We start from the raw sequence: 24,486 nt of genomic DNA, 5'->3' as shown, positions 1-24,486 counted from the left end.
CATTCGGTGAGGATGGCGTCGCTGATCGACATCCTTTTCACTTTTCATCTCGAATCCTCTGAGCATTAAGTCTGTCTGGTTTGCTCCGCTCAGCAGAAGACCCGATTGGCAGCAGGCTGTCCGGTCATCACCACGGATCGACATGTGTGACTGCAGTCGGATTTGGCTCAAAGGTGACGTCTCCAAAGCAGATTCGTTGATGAATCACGCGACAGCTGTTGAAAGATACTTGGCGTTAGCTACGAGAGTGTGTTTAAGATCGCGACTGATGAATCCTGTTCGAAGTCGCGTGATCCCGTCAGCATCCTAGAGTTGAAAACATGGATCTAACACAGTCTGTTGCGGTCATCACCGGAGCTGGGTCAGGAATCGGCAGAAAACTCGCACTGCAGCTTGGAAGAAAAGGGGTACGCCTGGCACTGAACGACAGCAATGAGAATTCTTTGGCCGAGACACAGACCGCGGTGGAGGAATTCGGCGGCAAAGTGACAGGGCAGGCATTCGATGTGAGCGATCGCGGTAAGATGACAGACTTTGCGACTCACGTCCGGGACCACTACGGACAGACAGATATCGTGGTGAACAATGCCGGAGTGGCCCTTGGCATTATGAAGATTGAAGAAGTTTCACAGGAAGATTTTGAATGGATTATCAATGTCAACATGTGGGGTGTCATCAACGGAACACTTGCATTTCTTCCAATGCTTCGTGAACGCCCCGAAGCGAATCTGGTGAACGTGTCCAGCAGCTTCGGACTATTAGGTGTGCCGCTGCAGGCACCCTACTGCGCTTCAAAATTCGCTGTCCGCGGGTTCACAGAATCGGTGCGTCTTGAGTTAACGCACACAAATATCTGTGTGACTTTGGCGTATCCGAGTCAGGTAAAAACCAACATACTTAGAAATGCCCGGCACAGGAATGCGGAAGACAGAACCAATCTCGTCCGGATGTTCGACGAACAAGTGGCACGTATTTCGCCGGAAGACATGGCAGCAGCGATATTCGACGCAATCGTAAACAGACGTGAACAGGTCATTTTCGGTCTTGATGCCAAACTTTATTCGTGGGCGTCGCGATTTGCACCAGGATTTTTTATCCGGGCAGCCGCACGTAAGGGGCTCAGAGCAGTCGAAAATCTTTGAATTTCCGGGGGGGGGGGCAGATCCGAATGGATGCCCGTTCTGACAGGGAACATGGATTGTCCTGTTTCAGTGTCAGATCAATGACCTGCATTCATCCGCTGCACAGGCATACAAACTTCCTGTCCGGTTCCAAACCCGCAAACCTCAGAGGTATTTCCTGAACTGGTGGTGAATTCCAATGGGCACGGAACGTTTAAATCTTGAAAACAGACACGTTGTCATTACGGGGGCATCATCGGGACTCGGTGAAGCTGTGGCAATGGAAATGGCAGCTCATGGTGCGTACATCACTCTGCTGGCTCGACGACAGGAACGACTGGACGCGGTTGCTCAAAGAATTGCTGATCGCGGAGGAAACGCGCTTCCGCTGACCGCCGACGTCACCTGTAAGGATGACGTTAATGCTGCGATCAGTCGTGCTGTGGACCAGTGGGGGCCGGTGGACATATTGGTGGCAAATGCAGGAGTCAGTCCCAATATGAAAGCCAGTGAACTTGATGTGCAACTCGTTGAGAACACCATGCAGATCAACTTCTTTGGCGTGATTTATGCGATGAACGCTGTCCTGCCGGCGATGCTCAAACGCAGAGAGGGAGTCGTACTGACCATTTCTTCGGTAGCCGCCTTCCGCGGACTACCAACAATGGGACCGTACTGTGCCAGCAAAGCAGCAGTCTCTTCCTGGATGGAATCACTCCGTTCCGAACTGGATTTTCAGAAAACCGGGGTGCGTCTGATCACATCTCATCCGGGATTTATCGACACACCGATGATCGACAGCGAAAAGACTCCGAAGCCGTTTCTTGTTGATGTCAACGAGGCAGCGCGTCTGCTGGTACAGGGAATGATAAAAGGGAAATCGGAAATCAACTTTCCGTGGCAGTTGGTGACGATTATGAAATTTGCCCAGCGTCTTCCCAATCGTTTGTTCGATCGAGCTGTCATAGGATCGGTCACCAACCCTGTAACCTGGACAGCGGCCGCCGGTGACGCGGTTCTGTGGGTATCCGGGGCACTGGTGGCCTGGGGACTGTTCCGGTTCACACTCCGGACCGTTTCACCACCGACCGCAGAAACACTGACCCTGCTGGGTCGGGTCGCAGTACCGCTACTGGTCACGGGGGTGCTCATCGTCTCTAAACGGCTGCGTGGATCCATCAAGATCCCGATTCTGATCGTGATCGTCAGCGTCATGCTTGCGGCCTGCACCGGTCTGGCAAAGCTGGCAGGCCTGTTGTAGCCATACAGGACAGGATTATGATGCCGAAACGGATGTTGGCAGTTCGCGACCTTCAACTCCGGCTGCCAGATTGTCAACAGTCATCTGCATCATCTGACGGCGCGTGTGGTTTGATGCACTTCCGAGGTGCGGCGTAATGATGACATTATTCAACTTAAGCAGTGGATGATCTCGGGGTAAAGGTTCCGGATCAGTCACATCCAGACCGGCCGCCGCAATTTCTCCTGAAGTCAGCGCATCCAGCAGAGCATCGGTCTGAACAATACCGCCCCGTGCCACATTAATCAGGATGCAGGAAGACTTCATCTGTTTGAATTGCTGTGCCCCGATCATCCTGTGTGTCTGGTCGGTCAACGGACAGCTGAAAGACACAAAATCAGATTCACTGAGAAGTGAATCAAACGAAGCAAATTCAACACCGACCGATTCCTCGATTTCAGGACGACGATTTCGATTGAAGTACAGGACTCTCATTTCGAAAGCTTTCGCACGTTTGGCCACTTCCGTGCCGATGCGGCCCATCCCAACGATGCCCAGTGTGCTGCCCGTCACTTCCTGACCGACATAGATTGCCGGGTCGTAGTGAGTGAATTCAGCACTCCTGGAAAAATGATCTCCGACCACAACGTTTCGGGCAACGGACAGCATCAGTGCCATTGTCATATCTGCCGTCGAAGAATCCAGACAACCAGGAGTATTCCCCACAGCAACTCCGCGCCGGGCAGCAGCAGCAACATCGATGTGATCGACGCCGACTCCATGATTGCTGACGACTCTAAGACGTGGGCATCTGTCCATCACCTCACCGTCAATGATGTCGTGACCATAGGAAACAATCCCGGTCGCCTGCTGCAAGTCAGCATCAGGAGCAGAATCCAGAGACTTGACAGTGAATTGACCGGAACTGACTTCGTCAAACAGTGGCGGGAGCGGATCGGCGAGAATAATTTCGGACATCGATGACTCTTTCAGTTACAGAAGGTGACCGGAGAATTATGCGCGCAGATCAGACGGCCACAACCTTGCCAAACCCTGATCAGGATTTGGCCACAGCACTGATCTCTGTCTTCAGTACGCCGTGATGCGGCGGTCGACGTACTGACCAGTTTTGCAGTCGGTATGCTGCAACAACGTTCGTATTGTACTAAAGATTCTGAAAACAATATCGAATGACCGCAAACAACTGTTCAGGCTGGAAGCAGGAGACAAAGTTCATTCCAACCTGGACTTCGTCAGAATCCGGCGTATTCTACGTCTCATCGTCCTTCAGATGCAGATTGCCATGCTCCAGTCAAAAGACATCCTTGTTGCGATTTCGATCGTTTTAATGTCTGAAAGCAGTCTGAGGTCTCAGGATGTCGATCACTGGGCATTTCAGAATCTGACACCAACAGATCCACCTGAGGTTCAGACCGGTGACCGACTTCGGTCACCGGTGGATGCGTTTGTACTGGCAAAACTTGAAGCGGCCAACCTGGGATTTTCTCCGGACGCTGACCGGCCGACGCTGATCCGGCGGCTGTATCTGGATCTGGTCGGAATGCCACCGGATACTGCAGAGATTGATCAGTTCCTGAATGATCAACATCCGAACGCGTGGGAACGACTGGTCGAACGGGTTCTGCAGTCACCAGGTTTTGGGGAACGCTGGGCACGACATTGGCTGGATGTCGTGGGCTATGCCGACACCGTCGGTTTTGACATGAATCCGGACGGGATTGTACTTGCCGAAGGAAAATGGCGCTACCGCGACTACGTCATCAACTCTTTGAATTCGGATAAACCGTATGATGTCTTTATCCGTCAGCAACTGGCAGGCGATGAAGCCGTCGACTGGAGAAATGCCCAAACATTTACGCCGGAGATCATCGAGCATCTTGTTGCGACCGGATTTCTTCGCACAGCACAGGATTTCAGCCACGAACCCATCAGTGACATTCCGGCCAATCATTACGCAGTCATCCATGACACACTGGAGATCGTCGGCACATCGCTGTTTGCCGTCACACTCAAATGTGCTCGTTGCCACGATCACAAATACGACCCGCTGCCGCAAAGTGACTATTACAGCCTGATGGCGATACTTGCCCCGGCTTACAATTCGAAAAATTGGAAAGCAGTCATCGGGTATCGCGACGAAGTCATTGACCGTTCGCTGCCGGATGTTTCAGCAGCCGGCCTGACGGAGATGAATCGTCACAATGAGCCACTCGATCGTGAGATCTCTGTTCTGAAAGAACAGCTGGACGGCCTGCCTGCCGAAGCGGAAACCGAAAAGCTCGAATCGCAGATCAGCACACTCGAATTACGCCGCCTGTCTCCAGGCAGAATTCAGGCTCTGTGGGATGTCGGTCCGGCGCCGGCCACGCATGTGCATATACGTGGCAGCTATGAACATCCAGGCGACGAGGTTCAACCAGGGTTTCTGACTGTTCTTGATTCTCATCGATCCGATGTTGAACACACTGACGTGTCAGACCGTCAAATAGTCAGGGGACAAACCAGTGGGCGACGGACGGCACTGGCAAACTGGGTGACACGTCCCGATACGCCGGCCTCCGCTCTGCTGGCACGAGTGATGGTAAACCGAATCTGGATGCACCTGATGGGTAAAGGTCTGGTGCCCTCCTCCGGCAACTTTGGCCTGCAGGCGACGCCTCCCACGCATCCTGAGCTGCTGGAGTGGCTGAGCGCCAACTTTGAACGCAGTGGCTGGAGCATCAAACAGTGTATTCGGCAACTTGTTGCTTCGACGGTCTATCGTCAGTCATCACACTGTGGTTCAGCCGGCGACGCGACCGCGGAATCCGTTGATCCAGGAAATCATCTGCTGTGGCGAATGAGGCTGCGCCGTGTGGATGCAGAAGTCGTGCGGGACTCACTGCTGTCGATTGCCGGCAGTCTCAATCCGGAAATGGGCGGTCCGGCGGTCCGAACACAGACGAATCCTGACGGCCGTGTGGTGGAAGAACAGACCGGAAGACATCGGCGGAGTATTTATCTGCTGGTTCGCCGAGCATACAATCCATCGCTGCTGACAGTTTTTGATCAGCCGGTGATTGGTACGACCTGCTCCGAACGACAGCCCTCGGCCGTGGTTTCTCAGTCTCTGATGATGCTCAACGACGAATTTCTGAGCGCTCAGGCAGAGCAGTTCTCTCAGCGCGTTCGCGACATGGCAGGAATGGAACAGCAGCCGCAGATTGAGACAGCCTTCCGCCTGGCTGTCTCCAGAAAACCAACGGACACGGAACGTCGATGGTGTCTGGAATATCTTCAGCAGCAAACAGTCCTCCTCGGCGCTGATGAAAACGCCTCAGCGGAAGCGCTGGTGGATCTTTGTCATGCAATTTTGAATATGAGCGAATTTCTCTATGCAGAATGAATGCATGAACACACGTCAAAATATCAGCCCCTCAGTTGGGGCCGTCGGGTCGATATTCGGCAACACAGGTATCCGGACACTGTAAATACGTCTCGTTTCTTTTTTCGGAATATTGTTTTCCACGGCAGTCACGTCTTATGGGTACAGTTGCTTCACGTCGGCAGTTCCTTGATTGCAACGGACTGGGTATTGGTTCAATTGCCCTGACACACCTGATGCAGTCAGAAAAAACGTCCGCCTCCACGGGAGGAATCCGGTCACCCGTCCATCTCAGAGCACCACAGACAGCGTCCGCCGCGAAAGCCATGATCCTGCTTGTGCAGACCGGCGCACCCAGTCAGATGGATCTGTTCGACCCTAAACCGAACCTGCAAAAGCGTGATGGCATTGTTCACTCTGAGAAAGTCGAAGCATTTCAGACCGGAAGTGAAACCAACCGACTGATGGCAAGTCCGTACCGGTTCCGAAAGTACGGTGAATGTGGCATGGACTTTTCAGGTGCGGTTCCGCATCTGGCGTCACAGGCAGACGACATCTGCATGGTCCGCTCAATGTACACCGAGAACAACAATCATCCTCAGGGATTGCGGATGGTTCACACCGGAAAGATTTTCGCCGGCCGTCCCACTCTGGGTTCGTGGATCTGTTACGGTCTGGGCACCGAGAATCAAAACCTTCCGGCCTATGCGGTTCTGCGGTCACCCACCGGCTACTCAAACGGCGGTACCGCTCTGTGGGACAGTGGATGGCTGCCCGCAGCGTTCCGTGGCACGGAAATTCAGACAGAAGGACCTCCGTTCATCAATCTGCATCCCGCTCAAAAACGTCCCGAGGGAGCGCAGCGCAATACACTCGACCTGCTGAGCAGACTCAATCGGAAACGCCAGGAGCTCTACCCGAACGACACGCGGCTGTCAGCAAGGATCGCAAACTATGAACTGGCTGCACGGATGCAGGTAGAAGCCGAAGAATTACTTGATCTCTCGTCGGAGACACAGGAGACACAGCGGCTGTATGGAATGGACAATGAGACGACACGGGACTATGGAACACGATGTCTGATGGCCCGGCGGCTGGTTGAGGCCGGGGTACGTTTCGTACAGATCCTCACCCCGAATACCAACGGGTTTATGCCGTGGGACCAGCACAGGAACCTCGTGGGTGGTATCGATGCGATCGCGGCTCAGGTTGACCGGCCTTCTGCAGCCCTGATCAGCGATCTCAGAAGTCGCGGTCTTCTTGATGAAACCATTGTGATGTGGAGTGGTGAATTTGGACGTCTGCCGATTTCTCAAAACAAAACCGGCCGCGACCACAATCGACACGCATTTTCTCTGCTGTTAGCCGGTGGTGGTTTCCGTTCGGGCTGTGTGCATGGTGCCACGGACGAACTGGGATATCGAGCCGTTGAGCAGCGAGTGAGTTGCCCGGATCTCCACGCAACCCTCCTGCACCAGCTGGGACTGGACCATGAGGCACTCACGTACCTGCACAATGGACGCGAGGAAACTCTGACAGATTCGGTCGTCAGTGAGGCGAGAGTTGTCACAGAACTGCTGCGATCATCGGGCACAACTGTGCAAACGTCTTGAAGCTAAACAGAAAGGCCCCGTCAGCTCGATATCGAGTGTTTTCGACGGTTGGACGTCACTTGGCCGCCACAGCATCGCGTCCGGACACAAGAACGTTTAAGGTGTTGGTTCGTTTTGGTGTTCAATCCTCGTCCGGGAACACCCACTCCATCGAAAACGACAACATCAGACTCGAACACTGATCATCAGCTGACTGGTCGTCACGGCACAGGGCATCCGAACAATCACGGCTGGAGAACAACGGTACAGGATGAATACAAGTTCGTTGCAGACAGCCTGAAGATTTAAAATAAATGGATTTTTGCGAATGCCGGGCACTCCGGTTTATTATGGGCACTCTGAAACAACGGTGACAAAGTTATGGCCGATGACGTAACCGCAGCTGCACAGAATGAAAGATCACTGAGGCAGTCTCAGCGAATAACGGTCCTGTGCGCAGCATTCCTCGGATGGATGTTCGCCGGATCACACATGGCGATCAACAGCATCACGTATCATTCCGTTGCAACCTCACTGTTGCCGGAAGGAAGTGCGGCTGTTCCGAAATGGATCGGATTTCTTGTTGTCGCATTTTTACTGGGCGCGGCAGCAGGAGGATATGTCTTCGGCTGGGTGGGAGACCGGTTTGGCCGTTCCAGGGCAATGGCTCTCAGCATTGCTGTCTACAGTGTCTTTTCACTGGTCTCCCTCTTGTCACCAGGAATCGAAATTTTCTGGCTGTTGCGGTTCCTGACCTGTATGGGAATCGGTGGAATGTGGCCCAATGGAATGGCACTCCTTCAGGAAGCCTGGCCCAACACCGCGAAACCTATCCTTGCCGGCATATTGGGAACCGCCGCCAATGTGGGCATCGCCCTGTTTGCCTACCTTTGTATCCACAAGGATGTCAATCCCGGTGACTGGCAATGGACTTACATGGCCGGTGGCACACCAATTTTGCTGGCGATCGCTTGCTGGTTGCTTGTTCCGGAATCACCAAAATGGCTCCGGCAGCAGTCGGCATCAAATGACAAAAATGGACCGGCCAAAGTCGGGATGGGTGAAGTCTTTTCGCCCCCGTACCGGAGACTTACTTTAATAGGGATTGTTCTGGCATTCGTTCCCTTATTTGGCGGCTGGGGAGTGGCGAACTGGGCCAGTTACTGGGCAGCCGAAGCTGATGAAGAAACGCGTCTCGCACAAATCGCAGAGAAGCAGGACGGCGTAACAAAAGCAGACGATACCAATACAGCGTCTAAGAAAACCGCAACCAACAAGAAAGCTCAAACCTCTTTCAACCGGGCATGGACCGGTTCAATCAGCAGTCTGCTGGGAGGTGCTCTGGCAATGCTTCTGGGCAGGAGAATCTGTTACGCGGTGCTGTGCGTCTGTGCATTTACATGTACTCAAATGCTCTATAGTCTGCCGGATCCGAATTCCGGTGATTTTCAAACGTGGGTCAGGGCGCTCGGATTCTTCAGTGGATTTTTCTTCGGCTGGTTACCACTCTGTCTGCCCGAGATGTTTCCGACGCGAGTTCGGTCAACTGGTGGTGGGGTGAGTTTCAACTTCGGGAGAATTATCGTCGCCGCACTGATTCTGTTAACGGCTTTTGCCCTGAAGGATCAGTTTGAGGGGCGTTACGACTTGGTGGGACGAGTCTGTGGTTTTATGTATTTGACCGGCATCGTGGCTGTACTGCTGATGCCAACGCAGAAGGAGGCTGCCGATCCGGCGAGAGCATAGCCGGTGTGCCGTCAATCTGACGCTCCAATGGTCGTAAACCGATGTGCGAATTGTGGCAAACATTGCGAAGACAGACACGATTCCTGTTACAATCGTAATCATGCTCCGTGAAATCAGGCGGCCCAGAACCACTCGGAGACGGTTGCGCAGAACGACCAGTTGACTTGACAGCATGTGTCAATGAGACCAACCAACGTTCGTTTGGTTGATTTCCCTCAGCTCGCTGGTAGCGCAATTCTAAGACACCATGACGTGACCAGGCGTGACTGAATGAAATGAAAATAATGCAGGATCAGTGGTATAGTACAGGGAATATCACTCTGATCACGGGCTGGCTGTTCACGAGCCTCGTTTGTGTTTCGACGAATGCCGACGTAACCGTCAGTCCGAATGAGGTTCGACTGAACAATCCTGAAGCATCGCAGCAGCTTTTAGTGACGCTGTCGTTCCCGTCGCATACGGGTTCTGCGGTAGAGCAATCGACTTTGATTCACAGTCTCGATCTGAGCCGAGCAGTGACTTACCGAAGTCTGAATCCCGCCATCGCGGACGTATCCCCGGAAGGTTTAGTCTCACCTTACCGCGAAGGTCAGACGGAAATTATTGTCAGCCCCCTGACAGACTCGATCGTTTTCCAAAAATTTTCTCTGACTGCATTCGAATCCCTGCACATTCCGGTGACAGTCACCGGCCTCACGAAACCGGTACCAGTTTCGTTCGAACAACAAATCATACCCGTGCTTACCAAGACCGGGTGTAACGCAGGTGGATGTCACGGAAAATCCGGCGGGCAGAACGGTTTCGCTCTGAGTGTGTTCGGCCATGATCCTGGGAGCGACTATGAAGCGATTGTCAGAAACGGGCGTAGTCGCCGCGTGACACCGGCGATGCCGGACCACAGTCTGCTGATTCGCAAGGCCACCGCGCAGGTACCTCATGGCGGTGGACGCAGGATTGAACTCCACAGTGCACTTTACCGTCGATTCAGTCGCTGGGTTGTTGAAGGAGCACCGTTTTCTTCACCGAAGGTGAAACCGATCGTGGCAATTGAAGTGGAACCGCAGCACCGCGTCCTGTATGCGGATGGTGCACAGCAGTTGCGAGTCACCGGGATCGATTCGACTGGTACCCGGCGTTGTGTGACGACCGAAGCTGAATACGTCTCCAATGCTGAAACGATTGGCAGTGTCGACGGTCGCGGATGGGTCCAGGTTTCTGATCTGCCGGGAGAAGTGGCAATTTCAGTACGATACATGGACCAGGTTACTGTCTGCCAACTTACACTGCCCCAACAGAGTCCGCCGTTCCCTCGTCCGCCGGAACACAATTTTGTGGATCAATTTGTCTGGGACAAGCTGGAACTCCTCGGAATCCCTCCAAGTGATCTTGCCAGTGACTCTGAGTTTTTGCGTCGAGTGTTTCTGGATACGATCGGCACGCTGCCTACTGCAGATGAAGCCCGGACATTCCTTAAAGACTCCAGTGCCCAAAAACGTGAAGTACTCATCGATCGATTACTGGATCGACCTGAATACGCGGATTTTTGGGCGATGCGCTGGGCCGATCTGCTCCGTGTAGACCGAGCGGCTGTTACGCCTCGCGGAGCGATCGCGATGAATCGCTGGCTCAGGAAGTCGTTCGCAACAAACCGTCGATACGACAATTTTGTTCGTGACATTGTCGCGGCTCGCGGGCGCACACTGGCCACCGGCCCGGCCGCATTTTACAAAGCTGTCACGGAACCGGATGTCCTGGCACGATCGATCAGCCAGCTATTCCTGGGAGTTCGCATCGAATGCGCCCAGTGTCATCACCATCCATCCGACAGATGGGGACAGGATGACTATTACGCACTGGCAGGCTTCTTTACCGGAGTCCAGCGTAAATCGGTGCCGGTCGGTGGTGAGGCCGTTTTTTCCAAAGGCGGAAGTGACCTGAATCATCCACGAACGGAAGAGACGATACCAACTCGTGCGCTGGGAGCACCGCCGGCCGACTTTACAATGCATCCCGATCGTCGGGACGTTCTGGTGGAATGGATGACTTCCAGGGAAAATCCCTTTCTGGCTCGTACGATTGCCAATCGGCTGTGGGCACACTATTTCAGCCGTGGCCTGATTGAACCGATTGACGACATGCGAAGCACAAATCCTGCTTCGAACGAAGCTCTGCTGGACGCCCTGGCAAAACATATGCATAACGTTGGTTTTGATCTGAAGTCATTCACACGAACCCTGCTGAATTCCCGTGTCTATCAGCTGAGTTCTCAGACGAACAAATGGAATGAGCGAGATTTACAGAACCACTCTCATTCGGTTGATAAGCCGCTGGCAGCCGAGGTGTTACTGGATGCCATTTGCCAGGGAACGGGAGTTCCCGAAAAATTCAATGGCTGGCCGCAGGGCTACCGGGCAATTGAGATTTGGGACAACAGAATGCCGTCATACTTCTTTCGCGTTTTCGGACGTCCACTGCGGACGACCGTGTGCGAGTGTGAGCGCAGTAACGAGCCATCAATCAGCCAGGCTCTGCACCTGATGAACTCGCCGGAAGTGGCTGGCAAGATCCAGTCCCGCAATGGAGTCGCCCGAAAATTGGCTGATTCGAACCTGTCAGCGAAGACAGTGGTCGACGAATTGTACCTTTCCGCCGTGGCCCGATTTCCTACTCCAGCCGAAACAGAGTTAATGTTGCAGGCTTTTTCCCTCCGTAAACACGATCGCCGGACCGCAACCGAAGACGTACTTTGGTCCTTGTTGAACTCCAAGGAATTCCTTTACAATCATTGAGGGATCGTGCAGTCGTCACGCAATAACATATTATCAGCAAATGATTTAGAGCCGGCAGAGGCCTCATTCACCGATGCGGATTATGGACCGGATTTTGCTGACCAGATGAGGGTAATTTATGTTCTGTGAGTCGCAAATTAGAGAGTCCCACTGGCTCTACCGGCATATTCGACGATGATGACACACAGGTATGTGGCAGCACACGACTGAGAACCAGCCAGTCGGACCGGGCTACGTATGGATTCGGTGAGGTAAACGATGAAATTCAAATCCGGCGGAGTTCGAAACGGCTACTGCGATCGAGTTCCCAGAAGACAGGCTCTCAAAATTGGCGGAACCGGAATGCTGTCCGGTCTGTCGCTGCCGGGTTTGCTCGCACTCGAAGCGAATGCAGCCAGTGTCCAAAATCGAAAAGTCGAAGCCTGTATTATGCTGTTCCTGGAAGGAGGTCCCAGCACCATCGACATGTGGGACCTCAAACCGGATGCCCCCACTGAGATTCGAGGACCCTACAAACCGATTCCTACTTCGGTACCAACAACATTTTTTGGTGAACACTGCGTTGAATGTGCAAAGATTGCTGACAAATTCACAATCCTTCGCAGCCACGCACATTCAGATAACGGCCACCAGACCGGATATCACTACATGATGACTGGTCGTCGAGCCGGCTTTGGTGACGGACAGGGTGGCGGTGCACCAACAAATGCACTCTACCCGTCGATGGGTTCGGTCATTTCGCGTGAACTTGGCCGCCGTAGTCAGGTTCCTATTTACGTGAACCTGCCGAATATGATGAATGCCGGTGGTCCGGGGTTTTACGGCGCCGAGTACGGCCCCTTTGTCATCGAAAATGATCCTGTTCAGCCGGACTTTCAGGTTAAGGATCTGGGACTCGTTCGAGGGGTTGACTCAAATCGCCTTGCACTGCGCAAGCGTCTGCTGGCAGGTGTCGATCAGGCACTGCGTCCTGTCGCGTCAACGGGTCGCTCCCGTGAGATGTCTACTTACTACGATAAAGCGTTCGATCTCATCACATCGTCCGAAGCCCAAAAGGCATTCGACATCCATGCGGAATCGGACACCGTGAGAGAAAGATACGGCTATACATCGCTGGGTCAGTGCGCTTTGATGTCGCGGAGGCTGGTGGAAGCAGGATGCCGATTCATCGGAGTCGACCACGGAAGCTGGGACACACATTTCACCTGCTTTCCCAGTCTGGAAAACGATCTGATCCCCCATGCCGATCGGGCATTCTCAGCCCTGGTCACCGATCTGGAAGAACGAGGTCTGCTGGACACCACGCTGGTCATCATGATGGGTGAAATGGGCCGCACGCCTCGGATTAACAAGGAGGCCGGCCGCGACCACTGGTCGGCGGCCCAGAGTGTGTTGTTTGCCGGGGGAGGAATTGAACCTGGCAGAGTCATTGGTGCAACCAATAAATACGCAGAACACCCCGTCACTCAACCCTACGGTGTCGAAGACCTGCTTCAGACAGTCTTTCAACTGATGGGAATCGATACAAAAAAAACTTACCACACCCCTCTGGGTCGTCCCGTGCCCATTCTTGCGGATGGTCAGGTGATCCGGGAACTGGTGGGTTAAGTGTTGCATCGTGAGTGTTTCGGAATGGATGTCACTGACAGAGCCAGTCCGTCGGAGAACATCACAACGACACCTCTTCAGCCCCGACATGGTGTTGTCAGGACGCTGCATCGAGCCAAACTTTCAATCAGCTCGAAACCCGTCTCTTATTCATCCGGATGCTGAATCTCATCCCCTCAACGGACAATCCGATGCTCGGACGACGACTCCATTTACTTGTAGCGCTGACAGTAGTCGGTTTGGGGTTCAACAGTATTTTCGCCCAAACCTCGCCACAGATCGGGTACGTCTTTCCCGCCGGTGGACAGGCAGGAACAACTGTCGACGTACGGCTGGGTGGTCACAATCTGACGCCGGACACGCAGTTCTTCGTACATGATTCGCGGGTCCGGCTGGAGATTCTGGGCCCTCCCGGGGACATCCTGATTACACCTCCTCCGTATTGGAAAGGTGATAAAGCTAACCTTGCGGACGCGCCACTGGCACGAGAGGTTCCTGCACGAATCACGATTCCGGCTGACATGCCGGCCGGGATGATTGAATGGCAGCTGGCCAATGCAAACGGGGTCAGCAATATCGGCAGGTTTGTCATCAGTAACGAAATTGAAGTCGTGGAGGCCGAACACCGCAACGGAAGACCTCAGGCGCTGCCCGGTCTGCCGATCACAGTCTCCGGACGCCTGAGCCGCATCGAAGAAGTTGACCGGTATCGATTCATCCCGCAAAAGCGAGGGCTCGTCAATTGCAAACTGTTTACACATCAGCTGGGAACACCGGTTCACGGAGTTCTGGAAGTAAAAGATATCGCCGGCAGTCTGGTGGCGGATGCCGTGGACACAGAAGGCGTCGATCCTGTGCTCACATTTCTGGCTGAGGCCGATACTGAATACGTCGTCAGCGTGCGAGACATTGACTTCGCGGGCAACGGTTCATTCGTTTACCGGCTGTATCTGTCCGAAGGCCCCAGAGTACTCGCAGCCGTACCGGCTGTCGCACAACGCGGGCAAACAGTCTCAGTCCGTTTTTTCGGACCTGGAGTTGCGACTGGTACAATGGAACCTGAATCAATTTCATGCGATGTGTCATTTCCCAAAGATGCATCAATCACCACTTGGGAATACCAGCTGGAAACACCGGTGGGTCTCGCCTCGCCGTTTAGCTTCCCGATGAGTGACACGCCAATCATCGTCGGTAATCCCGCGTCTGATAAGCAGCTTTCGCTAAGCCCGATCGGGATCACGTCTCAACTGGAATCGTCCGGCGAACAACGATTCCGGTTTGAAGGGACAAAGGGTGAAATATGGAATCTGCAGGTCGCGGCCCGGCAGATCGGGTCTCCCCTGGACGTTGCACTGGAAATTCTGGGTCCTGAAGGCAGCCAACTGGCCTCCAACGATGACGCTAACGGTTCCACGGATGCTGCTCTGGAATTTACCGTACCCGCCGACGGCCCCTGTACTGTTGTCGTGAGCGATCATGTGACAGGTCTCGCCGGCACGCCACTGGCCTTTTTTCACCTCTCAGTAGTCTCACCTCCCGATGCAGGGTTTGAACTCACGGTTCCACAAAGTTTGAATGCAGCTCTGGGTGCTGCAACCGACCTGACTGTCAACGTCGTTCGCAACGGAAAATTTGCCGAACCAATCCTGATTCAGCTGAACGGACTTCCTGATGGATTCACTACTCCCGATGATCTCGTTATTGCCGCTGATGCAAGCGAATTGAAAATTCCGCTGACCTCCGCGGCAGATTCTAAAGTCGTTGCGAATATGGTGGAAATCACTGCAGTCTCTCAGGCGAGTGGCACGCGGGTAACGCGAAGTACGTTACTGGCAATGACCATGAAACCGCGTTGTAAGGCACGCCCGGTTGACAAAGATGGAGGGCGAACCGTACATCGCGGAACCACGCATCCTGGCGAGGTGATCGTCGAACGACTGGAAGGATTCGGAGGCGAGGTACGGCTGATGATGGCTGCCAACCAGTCTCGACATCGACAGGGCATCAGCGGCCCTCAGGAAATCGTGGTTCCAGCGGAAGACACACGTGCTTTTTATCCCAGCTATATGCCGGAGTGGCTGGGCACCAATCTGACTCAGCGAATGGCACTCATTGCCGTGGCTCAGGTCCCTGATCCGGCGGGAAATGTGCGTCATCTGGTCAGCTCCATGGAAGGCAGCATCGTTATGTCGATCGAAGGCGCGCTACTTAAGATCACACAGCAGCCTCCGGACGTTCCGGTACAGCGCGGGACATCCATTGAACTGCCTGTGCAGATTCTGCGTGCGAGAAAACTCCCGATGCCGGTTGAACTGCAACTGGAAGTGCCGCCCGGATACGCAGGAACACTTGCTGCCGATCCCGTCACTGTTCCACCGAACCAGTCTGAGGCGAAGCTCCGCATCAAAGTCCTCTCCAATACGCGAGTGACCGGTGAGGTCACCTGCACCGTCAGGGGCACAGCAATGGACGCCGGCAACCTTCCGGTTGTCGCACGAGCACATACCAGTATCGTCGTTGAGTAACCAACGTTGTTTCCGGGGAGAACAGTGTGCCAGATCACAACGCAGATCCCAACCGCCGTGAGTTTCTCTCGCGGGCCGGTCACGTTGCAGCAGGAATTTCGCTCACGGGAGCGTTCAGTGGAAGTCTGCACGGAGATTCGGATGGCAGGCGTCCCAAAGTCGCAGTTGTACTGACGGAATTTTCTTTCCGCAGCCACGCGCACGTTATTCTGGAAAATTTTCTGGAGCCATATTATCACAATGGCGTCCTGACCGATCCTGGCGTCGATGTCGTCAGTTTTTATGTTGATCAGTTCCCTGAGGATCGGGATATGGCGCGAGATGTCGCAGACGATTACGGCATCAGAATCTTCCCGACCATCGACGGCGCACTTTGTCTCGGTGGAAAGTCACTGGCTGTTGACGGTGTACTCTCGATCGCAGAATTCGGCGACTATCCGGTCAACAGCAAGGGTCAGCGGATGTATCCACGGAAGCGATTTTTCGACGAAATCGTTGCTGTGATGAAACGCAGCGGTCGAAGCGTCCCCTTGTTCAACGACAAGCACCTTTCCTATCGAAAGGACTGGGCGCTGGAAATGTACGAGACCGCTCAGCAACAGGAGATCCCCTTCATGGCCGGCAGCTCCGTTCCGCTGGCACAGCGCCGACCTCCGCTTGAACTTGAAAACGGTATACAAATCGACGAAGCCGTTGCCATTCACGGCGGGCCGCTGGAGGTGTATGACTTTCACAGTCTGGAACAGCTTGAATCGCTGATTGAGTTTCGCGCAGGTGGAGAAACGGGTATCAAATCCGTTCGTTTCCTGCAGGATGATGATGTCTGGCATGCCGCGGATGCGGGTGAATGGTCGGCGGATCTGGCCAGTGCAGCGATTCAGGCAGAGTTGGGACCGGACCATCCCCCGTTACGTGCCTTTGTGGAACCCGGCAGCGTCGACGGGAATGTGATTCCGTCACATGCAATCCTGCTACGTTACCACGATGGTCTGCGGGCGACGGTTCTGAGAGTTGGCAGTAACGACTTTCGCTGGAATTTTTCCTGCAGAATCAAGGGTGATCCCAAGCCGCTCGCCACCAGTTTTTATGTGGGACCATGGCGAAATCGCAACCTGTTCAAGGCACTGGCCTACTCCATCCAGCGATTCATCCTTCGCAGGCGCGCACCGTATCCGGTGGAACGAACACTGCTGGCCACCGCCGTTCTGGACGCCGCAATGGAATCCCGTGTCCATCAGGGCCGTGTCGAGAATCTGCCTGCTCCGGCAATTACCTATCAGTCACAGGATTTCCAGGAGATGCGGGAGATGGGAGCAAACTGGAAAATCATCACCGAAGAAATGCCCGAACCGCAGGGAATCGAACCCGGTGGACCGCGGCCATGACGTCTTAAAGCAAATGTGGTATCGGCCGTCCGCGTTCCAGTAAACCAATGATGTCACGCGAAAGACCTGCTTCGACACGCAGTCTGGAAACGTCAAACAGTGTATGCATAACAGTAGCGAAGAGGTGATCAAGTGTGACCGGGTCACTCTGAGGTTCACCGCAGTGAGGATCGGACTGACCAATCACCTGGCCCATGTTGAGTCCGCCTCCGGCTAAGGCAAGCGTACTCAGATGAGGCCAGTGATCACGTCCGCCATCTTCTTTGACTTTTGTCGTACGTCCAAACTCACCTGTGATGATCAGCAGAATCTGATCGCTTAAGCCGCGGGCAGCCACGTCTTCCAGAAAAGCACTGGCGGCATGATCCACCGGACCGCCCAGTTCACGCATACCGTTCGGCATATTGTACTGCCTCGGTCCTCCGTGCATGTCCCAGCCAGGATTGTGGATGGTGACAAAACCGCAGCCCGCTTCACACAGTCGGCGTGCCAGAAGCATCTGGTGCCCCAGCGACGAAGACCGATCTTCGTGGATTCCGGTCGTAAAATGTGACGTATCGTAACGGGCAAGAAGTCGTGGATCCTCCAGTGACACATCGAAGGCAGCCTTCGCCTGACCAAACAGCAGGTCCATCGCCTGAGTTTCAAACCTGTCCAATTCACCCATCTTCCCGCGGATATCGACCTGACGATTCAATTCATCAAGAGCCCGACGCAGAGCAATCCGGTCGTCCAGTCGAGACTGTGCAATCCTGAACTGCATGTTGCCCGCGGTACCGGACCGACTCCCGGTCTGAAAAGGAGCATAGATTCCGGCCATCTGCCCCGGTCCGGCCGCCTCCAGCAACCGAAGTCGTTCCTTGTCAAATTGTTGGTCAACTTCTTTGGCGCTCAAATATACCTGTGTAGGGATACCGGAATCCACGTGACTGGTGCCGCGCAGGCGAGCCGTAATCGCCCCTAGTCCCGCATTGTTGACAGTATTGCCGCCGCGCATCACCTGTTGCACGGCCTTCGTATGATCACTCTCACTATGCGTGAACGAACGCACAACAGCCATTCGATCGGCCAGCCGGGCTATCCGCGAAAACGTCGCGCCGAACGTCACACCCGGAATTGCCGTTCCAACCTCACCCGTAACGCTGCGAATATCGGTGGGCGCCGTCATTTTGGGATCAAAGGTCTCAATCTGACTTGGACCACCCGTGAGGAACAACAGGACAACCGACTTGTCGTTGCTGATCGAACTGCTTTGCCCGGCAAGGGCTGCTCGTGCCTCATACAGGCCTGGCAGCGTAAGACTGCCCAGACCGAGAGTTCCAATCTGCAGGAACTCACGTCGATTCGATGTTTGATGTCCCGTCGAGATTTCCAGCATAATTCGTGTCCAGCAGACAGTTCGGACATTGTATGCAGCAGAAGTAAAATGTTTCAAATCCAAATGTCATGGTAAATCACCACGGAGACAGTCTGACCAGGTCCGATCAGTCGAAGCAATCGTACTGACACTACTCGGGCACAGAATTCTCCACTGCCTCACGCTGCGACTGCAGAAAAGCAAGCAGGTCGCTCAGTTCACCCGCCGTCAGCATACGGTCCAGGCCCTGAGGCATGATAGAATTCGGCTGTCTGACCAGTTCGGCGATTTCGTTTCGATTGAGTAGAAGTTCCGTACGCTGAGCATTTCGCAGGACGATGGAGTGGAACGTTGCTCGATGGATCACACCACTGTGTGTTCGGCCACTGGTCATCACAGCCAGCCATGTTTCATAGTTGTTAACAATGGTCGCGCTCGGAAACAGAATCGCTTCCAGCAGATCACGACGTTTGCGGATACTGCCGATTCGTGTGAGATCAGGTCCGATCGAACCACCCTGGCCCGCAATTCGATGACAGGCACTGCACGCTGACCGGCTACTGAAGAAGATCCGGCGGCCGCGCCGGACATCACCTTCAACAAGTTCCAATGAGATCTGTTCAAGTCGTTCAATCTGACTGCTGTCACCCGTCTGCAGCCGCTTTGTCAATGAACCGGCTTCCTGCCGTATGCGTTCCGGAAAACCCTGCAGCAGACTGTTTAACTGCGAACGCGACAGAGTTTCCAGTGCGCCTGACTGACCGAGCGACTCAAGCAGCGCTGTCGCGACAGCCGGATCAATTGTTTTTGACGACCGTTTTTCGAAGGCACTCAATACTACCGGCAACTCCACGGGGCCGGCCTGTTTCACGTATTTCGTGACAGCCACCAGTTGATGATCACTGAGTTTCGCAGCTGCAATCGCCCGCGCAGCTTCCACGCGTTCCAGTGGGCCGAATGCGGGATCCGTTACTCGACACCCCAGAAGAGTCAACGCTGTATCCGGAATCGCGACTCCGCGGGCAGCAAGACAACACCACACCGCTGCCCGCAGGTCATCCGAATGCTTCGCGTTCGCAGCGACGGACCGTAGCGCTTCATCAAGCTGACTGGTTCCGGAAGAGGAAAGGACCGCCAAGGTCTCACGAATTACGTCCGGGACAGCTTCGTCAGTGAGCAGCTTGCGCAGTGAATCAACCCAGCGATCCGGAAGAGTCGGCACGCGGGCAAGACCTTCCAGCAGAACAGAGCGAACCTCCGCCGCGGTGTCTGGTGACAGCAGAGCCTGCGCAACGATTTCCTGCACACGTTCATGTCCTGAATAGTTGAAGATCGCTCCGCGTACACTGGCTTGTCGACTCGGATCCGCCTTGTTTCTCGCAGTGTATTCCTGAAGAAACGCAATGATCTCATCACTCCAGCCTTCGCGTTCACTGATCAGGTTCAGAACTGCCTGCCTGAGTTGAACATCATCCGTTTCCAGCAGGGGAGACACCAGTGAGTGTGTGAGTTGCGTCGCGTCAATGGATTCAAGAGCAATAAGCGACGCGTGTCGGACCGGTGGACTGGCAGCATTCAGACCTTTTGAAGTTGCATCAAAGTTATCGATCTCAATCAATGCATAAATCACAGCATGACGGAAGAAATTGTCTCCACCACGCACAACAGAATTCAGCAGTGCGGGAACCGCTTCCGCCTCACCAATCTGGCCAAGAGATGTTGCAGCAGTTCGGCGAAGCGGCCATGGCAATTTGTGATCCAGCAGAATCTTCTGCAGTGAATCCAGTGCTCTGCGTTCCCTAAGAATGCCGGCACTGCGGATGGCTGCCTGACAAACGTCAGTTTGAGGATCCTCAAGTCCCGCAACAACAGCCAAACGTGCCGCATCAGTTCCAATTCGGGATGCAGCCCAGACAGCGTTTCGCCGAGCCAGTGCTGACTCAGGCCGGTTCAGTGTATTTGCAGTCAGGGTCTCCCTCAGAAATCTGGCCGCAACATCGCCGGAAGATCGCTGACCCAAAGCATGCCATGTGGCGACGGCCCGGTCACGAACGAACGGCCGTACGTCCCCGAGCCGTGCAAACAATTCTTCAAATGAAGGATCGCTCCAGTTCAGAGACAGACCACGTGGATCTTTTTCGGGCTCGGTGCGGCTCCTGCGAATCCGGTACACGGCACCAGGAATCTCGGGTTTGGCCATTTCCGAAAACGGACAACTGATGTTGAACCAGCCGCCCGTGTCAATCAGCAACAAACTGCCATCCGCATCCTCCATAATGTCAGTCGGATGAAAGTCTGAATTCGGTGATGTCAGAAACTGTTCATCGACGGAACGATATGTTGAACCGAACCGTGCCAGTCCGGCAGTAACGACGGATCTCGTATTGAAATGCGTCGCGAACAGACGTCCCTGATACTTCGATCCCAGTGCATCACCACGATACATCATCAACCCGGAAGGAGCGACCTGCCCCCAGCGAATCAGTGGCGGCAGGCGGTAACCCGTTTGTGGCAGTGGCGGCGGACGAAAATCAGTGGGGCCGGCCGTAGCCCCCCGGACCCAGTGGATCAGGGCATCATGTCGGCCGTCAATGGTGTCGATGATCGGACAGGTTGTGAACAACTCACCCTCCGGTGAAAACACCACCTCGACCGGATTAATCCCGCCAGTCGCAAAGATCTCAACATCGCTGCCATCCGGCCGGCAGGAGAACACCCCCGGTGCGGTCCCCTTGTTCACTGGGTATGCCGGTTTACCATCCGATCCAGTCAGATCGTATCCGAAAATGCCGCCTGAAAAATACAGCCGGCCGCAGGGACCAAGGTATGCGCCATGTTGATTGGCTTTTCCGTTAAATTCCATTTCACCAACAAGTTTCTCACGTTCATCGGCGACACCATCTCCATCAGTGTCTCTGAACCGCCACAGGTAGGGTGAAGACAGCACATACAGTGACCCGCGATACCAGACAGCACCTTCCGGCATGACCAGGCCGTCAGCAAAAATCGTACTCTTATCAAACGTGCCGTCCCCGTCGGTATCTTCCAGCATGCGAATGAAACGGTGCTTCGCTGCGAGCAGTCCGTTCTTATCAAGGTTCCGACCACGAGACTCTGCCAGATACAACCGCCCGAGTTCATCCAGACATCCCATCATTGGATATTCAACCAGCGGCGGCGCAGCGACGACTTCAACGACAAATCCGTTGGGAACGTGCATCTCCGGCGGAACAAATTTTGATTCACTTTCACCGGCCAGGCAGCCGAAAGTGACCAGGAAACACGTCACCATGCAGAAGATCGGCAGACAGACTTGTTTCCGCATCACCGATTCTTTCTTCACTTTGCCGCTCGAATTACCCGCTTCGATATCAGAATCAAATTCGTCAGTCGTGTGAGTCTCGTCACTGCCCCCAACATTCAGCGGTAAGACTTCAGCAAGCGTGTCATACGTCCATCGTACCTGCGATCATGAATGAGCAACAAGCCAGTGATGCCCGACGTCCGGCGGAACTCGCACAACCCGCGTTTGATGCTAAGCAGGTCACAGCTGAATGAACCTGATTACTCATTTTTGCGACTGGTCGTTTCAGTACCAGCAGCCGTCTGATTAACCACATTACGCTAAAACAAACATTGAAGGACCTGTTTTCGAGAGCGAGGAAACGTCGGCACAGGAAAGGACACCGCGTCCAGCCAGTCCCTCAGAGGAATTGCAGTGTCAGATTGGTCATTCGATTACTGCGATAAAAATGTCAGATGCTGATTTGCCAGAGCCGTTTCCCGGAGCTGTTCAAAAAACGTCGTCACATCGGGCCGAACGGCCGGATCCGCATCAAGTACGCAAACGATGGTATTGCGCAGAGCTTCTGAAATCGCAGGGTCCGTACTGCATAGAGACCTCGTCATGTCGTCAACGCTGTCCGAATATGGGGTGAGATTGCTGTCATGCTGACAGGGCCGCTGACCGGTAAGCACTGTATAGAGCATCACTCCCAGTGCATATACATCGGACGATGAGGCTGTCCGGCGAAATCCCGACGCCTGCCCTGAGGTGATCCTGTTCCCCGCTTCAGGAAATTTCAGCCCCCCCCCGGCGTGCAGTGGAGCACCCGGAGAAAGCCGGACTCTTCCGTGTCTTCCCACGATGACATTGTCCACACTGACAAACCGGTGAATGAGCCGAGCATCATGAATGGCCTTCAGAGCATTCGCACACTGAAGTAAGACATTGACCGCGTCTCCGGTTGACAGTCGACGGACACGCTGCAGCCAACTCCACAAAGAGAGTCCGTCCTCATGTTCCATGGCAACGAAAGGTCGTTCATCCGTGGAACCAACGGCGACAACATTCAGCAGATTTTCGTGCCGGATTGTTTTGAACAGTCCCGCATTGCGCACAATCAGATCTGTCAGGTTTTGATCCTGACAACGAATTGGTGCCAGGTTGAGTACACGACATAACCTGCCATTGGCCGAACTCCTGCACAGATAAACATTTCCAAACTGAGATCGCGGGACAAAGGCAAATGTTTTTCGTTCTTTGAGCGGCCATACCAAAACCCCGCAGTGAGGGCAGACCGCATCACCACAGTTAACAGACGGGTGAACACGAAATGGTTTACCACACAAAAAGCAACGATCGGGAATGACGTTGGACAGCTGGTCTGATGCAACCATACGTCTCCTCTCCTGCCGGTGAAGCCAAATCGGAGGTATCAAAGAAAGGACAGGACATACACGCAAATGCAGTACCACAAACAGTCATGGCCGAAGATTTGAAGTGATCTCCGAAAGCATCAGCAAATTGCTGACCATCTCAGTGAAACATCCATAGCTCAGGGAAAGCAACGGTGTCGCACTTTGCAGCATTGGTTGAATCAGAATGCTCGAACGTTCCCCAAAACATATGCCATCGGGGCAACCACAAAAACAGAGATAAGCCCACCCACAGATCACATCTGTGAAGCACTGTACCGTTCATCACTGACAATGACTGTCAACGCAGTAATCTCAGCGGGCTCTTTTTCTTTTCTACCTGATAAGCGGCACGCTGAGCTGACGTAAGCACCTGTGACTCAGCCGTCTTCTCCAACATCAGAAACCCGGCAGCATCAGGATTTTTTTTGTTCATTACGGACTCAACAACGGTCACTGCCGCAATCTGGATTTGACCGATTTGTTCCTTGTTTAAATCCAGCGTTTTCATCGAATCCAGAACTCGCTGACTTAACTGATGAGCATTCCATGCTGTTGCGTTCTCGACTGAGAGCGCTCGGAGAATCGATTGTTCATGCGTGTCAATGAGTTCTCTCAATTCGTTGCGCAATGGAGTGGCCTCTGCTTTCGCTCTCCTGACGCCGGCAAGATTGCGAGACCTGGCGGCAGCCGCCATTTGCTTTTCAAGCTGTGCAAGCGTGGCTCCATTGGATTCCATCCAAGAAGACACCGCTGCCTGACGCATTTGGAATGCCGCTTTGAGAGTGTTCACTTCTTTATTTGAGAGTGGCAACACGGCTTCCATTTCTGCATATTCATCTGCCTGGCTATGATCCTGGTCTGCCGTCTTATCAGAATCACGGTTCTTCGAATCTGCAGAAGCTGAAGCTTGATCACCGGCTGAACTGGGGGAGACAGTATCGCGATTCGGTCGATGGCATCCGGTAATGGAAAAGCAGATAAGAAAAACAACGATGCAGCGAATGACAGTCATAACTTGCCCTGTCTCGACATAATTC

At 53.9% G+C, this 24,486-nt stretch carries 14 protein-coding genes; 9 read left to right on the top strand and 5 right to left on the bottom strand.

Annotated elements, in window-relative coordinates:
- Positions 1-320: 320 nt before the first annotated feature.
- Together MK110_03015 and MK110_03010 are read left to right on the top strand one after the other, a co-directional pair.
- The gene (locus tag MK110_03015; protein MCH2210245.1) at positions 321-1,142 is read left to right on the top strand and encodes an SDR family NAD(P)-dependent oxidoreductase; all 822 of its coding nucleotides are present in this window, start codon (positions 321-323) and stop codon (positions 1,140-1,142) included.
- 178 nt (positions 1,143-1,320) lie between these two features.
- Positions 1,321-2,382 carry an SDR family NAD(P)-dependent oxidoreductase gene (locus MK110_03010; GenBank protein ID MCH2210244.1) on the top strand — a complete coding sequence of 354 codons (1,062 nt, stop codon included), beginning with the start codon at positions 1,321-1,323 and terminating at the stop codon, positions 2,380-2,382.
- Between the two features lie 15 nt (positions 2,383-2,397).
- On the opposite strand, the gene MK110_03005 is transcribed toward MK110_03010, so the two are convergent.
- A complete protein-coding gene (locus tag MK110_03005) occupies positions 2,398-3,339 on the bottom strand; it encodes a D-glycerate dehydrogenase (GenBank protein ID MCH2210243.1) in 942 nt (313 codons plus the stop codon).
- Between the two features lie 325 nt (positions 3,340-3,664).
- On the opposite strand from MK110_03005, the gene MK110_03000 reads away from it, so the two are divergent.
- From MK110_03000 to MK110_02970, 7 genes are all read left to right on the top strand, one after another.
- A complete protein-coding gene (locus MK110_03000) occupies positions 3,665-5,767 on the top strand; it encodes a DUF1549 and DUF1553 domain-containing protein (protein ID MCH2210242.1) in 2,103 nt (700 codons plus the stop codon).
- Positions 5,768-5,904: 137 nt separating this feature from the next.
- Positions 5,905-7,359 carry a DUF1501 domain-containing protein gene (locus MK110_02995; protein MCH2210241.1) on the top strand — a complete coding sequence of 485 codons (1,455 nt, stop codon included), beginning with the start codon at positions 5,905-5,907 and terminating at the stop codon, positions 7,357-7,359.
- 471 nt (positions 7,360-7,830) lie between these two features.
- Positions 7,831-9,084: an MFS transporter gene (locus tag MK110_02990; protein ID MCH2210240.1), complete on the top strand. Its 1,254-nt coding sequence runs from the start codon at positions 7,831-7,833 to the stop codon at positions 9,082-9,084.
- A gap of 284 nt (positions 9,085-9,368) precedes the next feature.
- Positions 9,369-11,873, top strand: coding sequence for a DUF1549 domain-containing protein (locus MK110_02985; GenBank protein MCH2210239.1), 2,505 nt, complete (start codon positions 9,369-9,371; stop codon positions 11,871-11,873).
- A gap of 258 nt (positions 11,874-12,131) precedes the next feature.
- Complete coding sequence (locus MK110_02980; GenBank protein ID MCH2210238.1) at positions 12,132-13,481, top strand: DUF1501 domain-containing protein; 1,350 nt, start codon at positions 12,132-12,134, stop codon at positions 13,479-13,481.
- A 191-nt stretch (positions 13,482-13,672) separates the two neighbouring features.
- A complete protein-coding gene (locus MK110_02975; protein MCH2210237.1) occupies positions 13,673-16,006 on the top strand; it encodes a hypothetical protein in 2,334 nt (777 codons plus the stop codon).
- Between the two features lie 26 nt (positions 16,007-16,032).
- Positions 16,033-17,391 (top strand): hypothetical protein, encoded by a 1,359-nt coding sequence (locus MK110_02970; GenBank protein MCH2210236.1) that lies wholly within the window; start codon positions 16,033-16,035, stop codon positions 17,389-17,391.
- A 4-nt stretch (positions 17,392-17,395) separates the two neighbouring features.
- On the opposite strand, the gene MK110_02965 is transcribed toward MK110_02970, so the two are convergent.
- The 4 genes from MK110_02965 to MK110_02950 all read right to left on the bottom strand — a co-directional run bounded on the left by MK110_02965 (position 17,396) and on the right by MK110_02950 (position 24,461).
- Positions 17,396-18,769, bottom strand: a complete 1,374-nt coding sequence (locus MK110_02965; GenBank protein ID MCH2210235.1) for a DUF1501 domain-containing protein — start codon at positions 18,767-18,769, stop codon at positions 17,396-17,398.
- A gap of 130 nt (positions 18,770-18,899) precedes the next feature.
- A complete protein-coding gene (locus MK110_02960) occupies positions 18,900-22,073 on the bottom strand; it encodes a HEAT repeat domain-containing protein (GenBank protein ID MCH2210234.1) in 3,174 nt (1,057 codons plus the stop codon).
- Between the two features lie 413 nt (positions 22,074-22,486).
- Complete coding sequence (locus MK110_02955; protein MCH2210233.1) at positions 22,487-23,428, bottom strand: protein kinase; 942 nt, start codon at positions 23,426-23,428, stop codon at positions 22,487-22,489.
- 319 nt (positions 23,429-23,747) lie between these two features.
- Positions 23,748-24,461 (bottom strand): hypothetical protein, encoded by a 714-nt coding sequence (locus tag MK110_02950; protein MCH2210232.1) that lies wholly within the window; start codon positions 24,459-24,461, stop codon positions 23,748-23,750.
- Positions 24,462-24,486: the final 25 nt, after the last annotated feature.

Source organism: Fuerstiella sp., assembly GCA_022447225.1.
Taxonomy (GTDB): Bacteria; Planctomycetota; Planctomycetia; order Planctomycetales; family Planctomycetaceae; genus S139-18.
This window is presented reverse-complemented; position numbering and strand designations above follow the sequence as displayed.

Excerpts from the sequence above, each read along its gene's own strand:
- MK110_02985 (MCH2210239.1), top strand. The coding sequence starts at position 9,369 with ATGCAGGATCAGTGGTATAGTACAGGGAATATCACTCTGATCACGGGC.
- MK110_02955 (MCH2210233.1), bottom strand. The coding sequence starts at position 23,428 with ATGGTTGCATCAGACCAGCTGTCCAACGTCATTCCCGATCGTTGCTTT.
- MK110_02950 (MCH2210232.1), bottom strand. The coding sequence starts at position 24,461 with ATGACTGTCATTCGCTGCATCGTTGTTTTTCTTATCTGCTTTTCCATT.
- MK110_02990 (MCH2210240.1), top strand. The coding sequence starts at position 7,831 with ATGGCGATCAACAGCATCACGTATCATTCCGTTGCAACCTCACTGTTG.
- MK110_03015 (MCH2210245.1), top strand. The coding sequence starts at position 321 with ATGGATCTAACACAGTCTGTTGCGGTCATCACCGGAGCTGGGTCAGGA.
- MK110_02965 (MCH2210235.1), bottom strand. The coding sequence starts at position 18,769 with ATGCTGGAAATCTCGACGGGACATCAAACATCGAATCGACGTGAGTTC.
- MK110_02995 (MCH2210241.1), top strand. The coding sequence starts at position 5,905 with ATGGGTACAGTTGCTTCACGTCGGCAGTTCCTTGATTGCAACGGACTG.
- MK110_02975 (MCH2210237.1), top strand. The coding sequence starts at position 13,673 with ATGCTCGGACGACGACTCCATTTACTTGTAGCGCTGACAGTAGTCGGT.
- MK110_02980 (MCH2210238.1), top strand. The coding sequence starts at position 12,132 with ATGAAATTCAAATCCGGCGGAGTTCGAAACGGCTACTGCGATCGAGTT.
- MK110_03010 (MCH2210244.1), top strand. The coding sequence starts at position 1,321 with ATGGGCACGGAACGTTTAAATCTTGAAAACAGACACGTTGTCATTACG.
- MK110_03000 (MCH2210242.1), top strand. The coding sequence starts at position 3,665 with ATGCTCCAGTCAAAAGACATCCTTGTTGCGATTTCGATCGTTTTAATG.
- MK110_02960 (MCH2210234.1), bottom strand. The coding sequence starts at position 22,073 with ATGCGGAAACAAGTCTGTCTGCCGATCTTCTGCATGGTGACGTGTTTC.
- MK110_03005 (MCH2210243.1), bottom strand. The coding sequence starts at position 3,339 with ATGTCCGAAATTATTCTCGCCGATCCGCTCCCGCCACTGTTTGACGAA.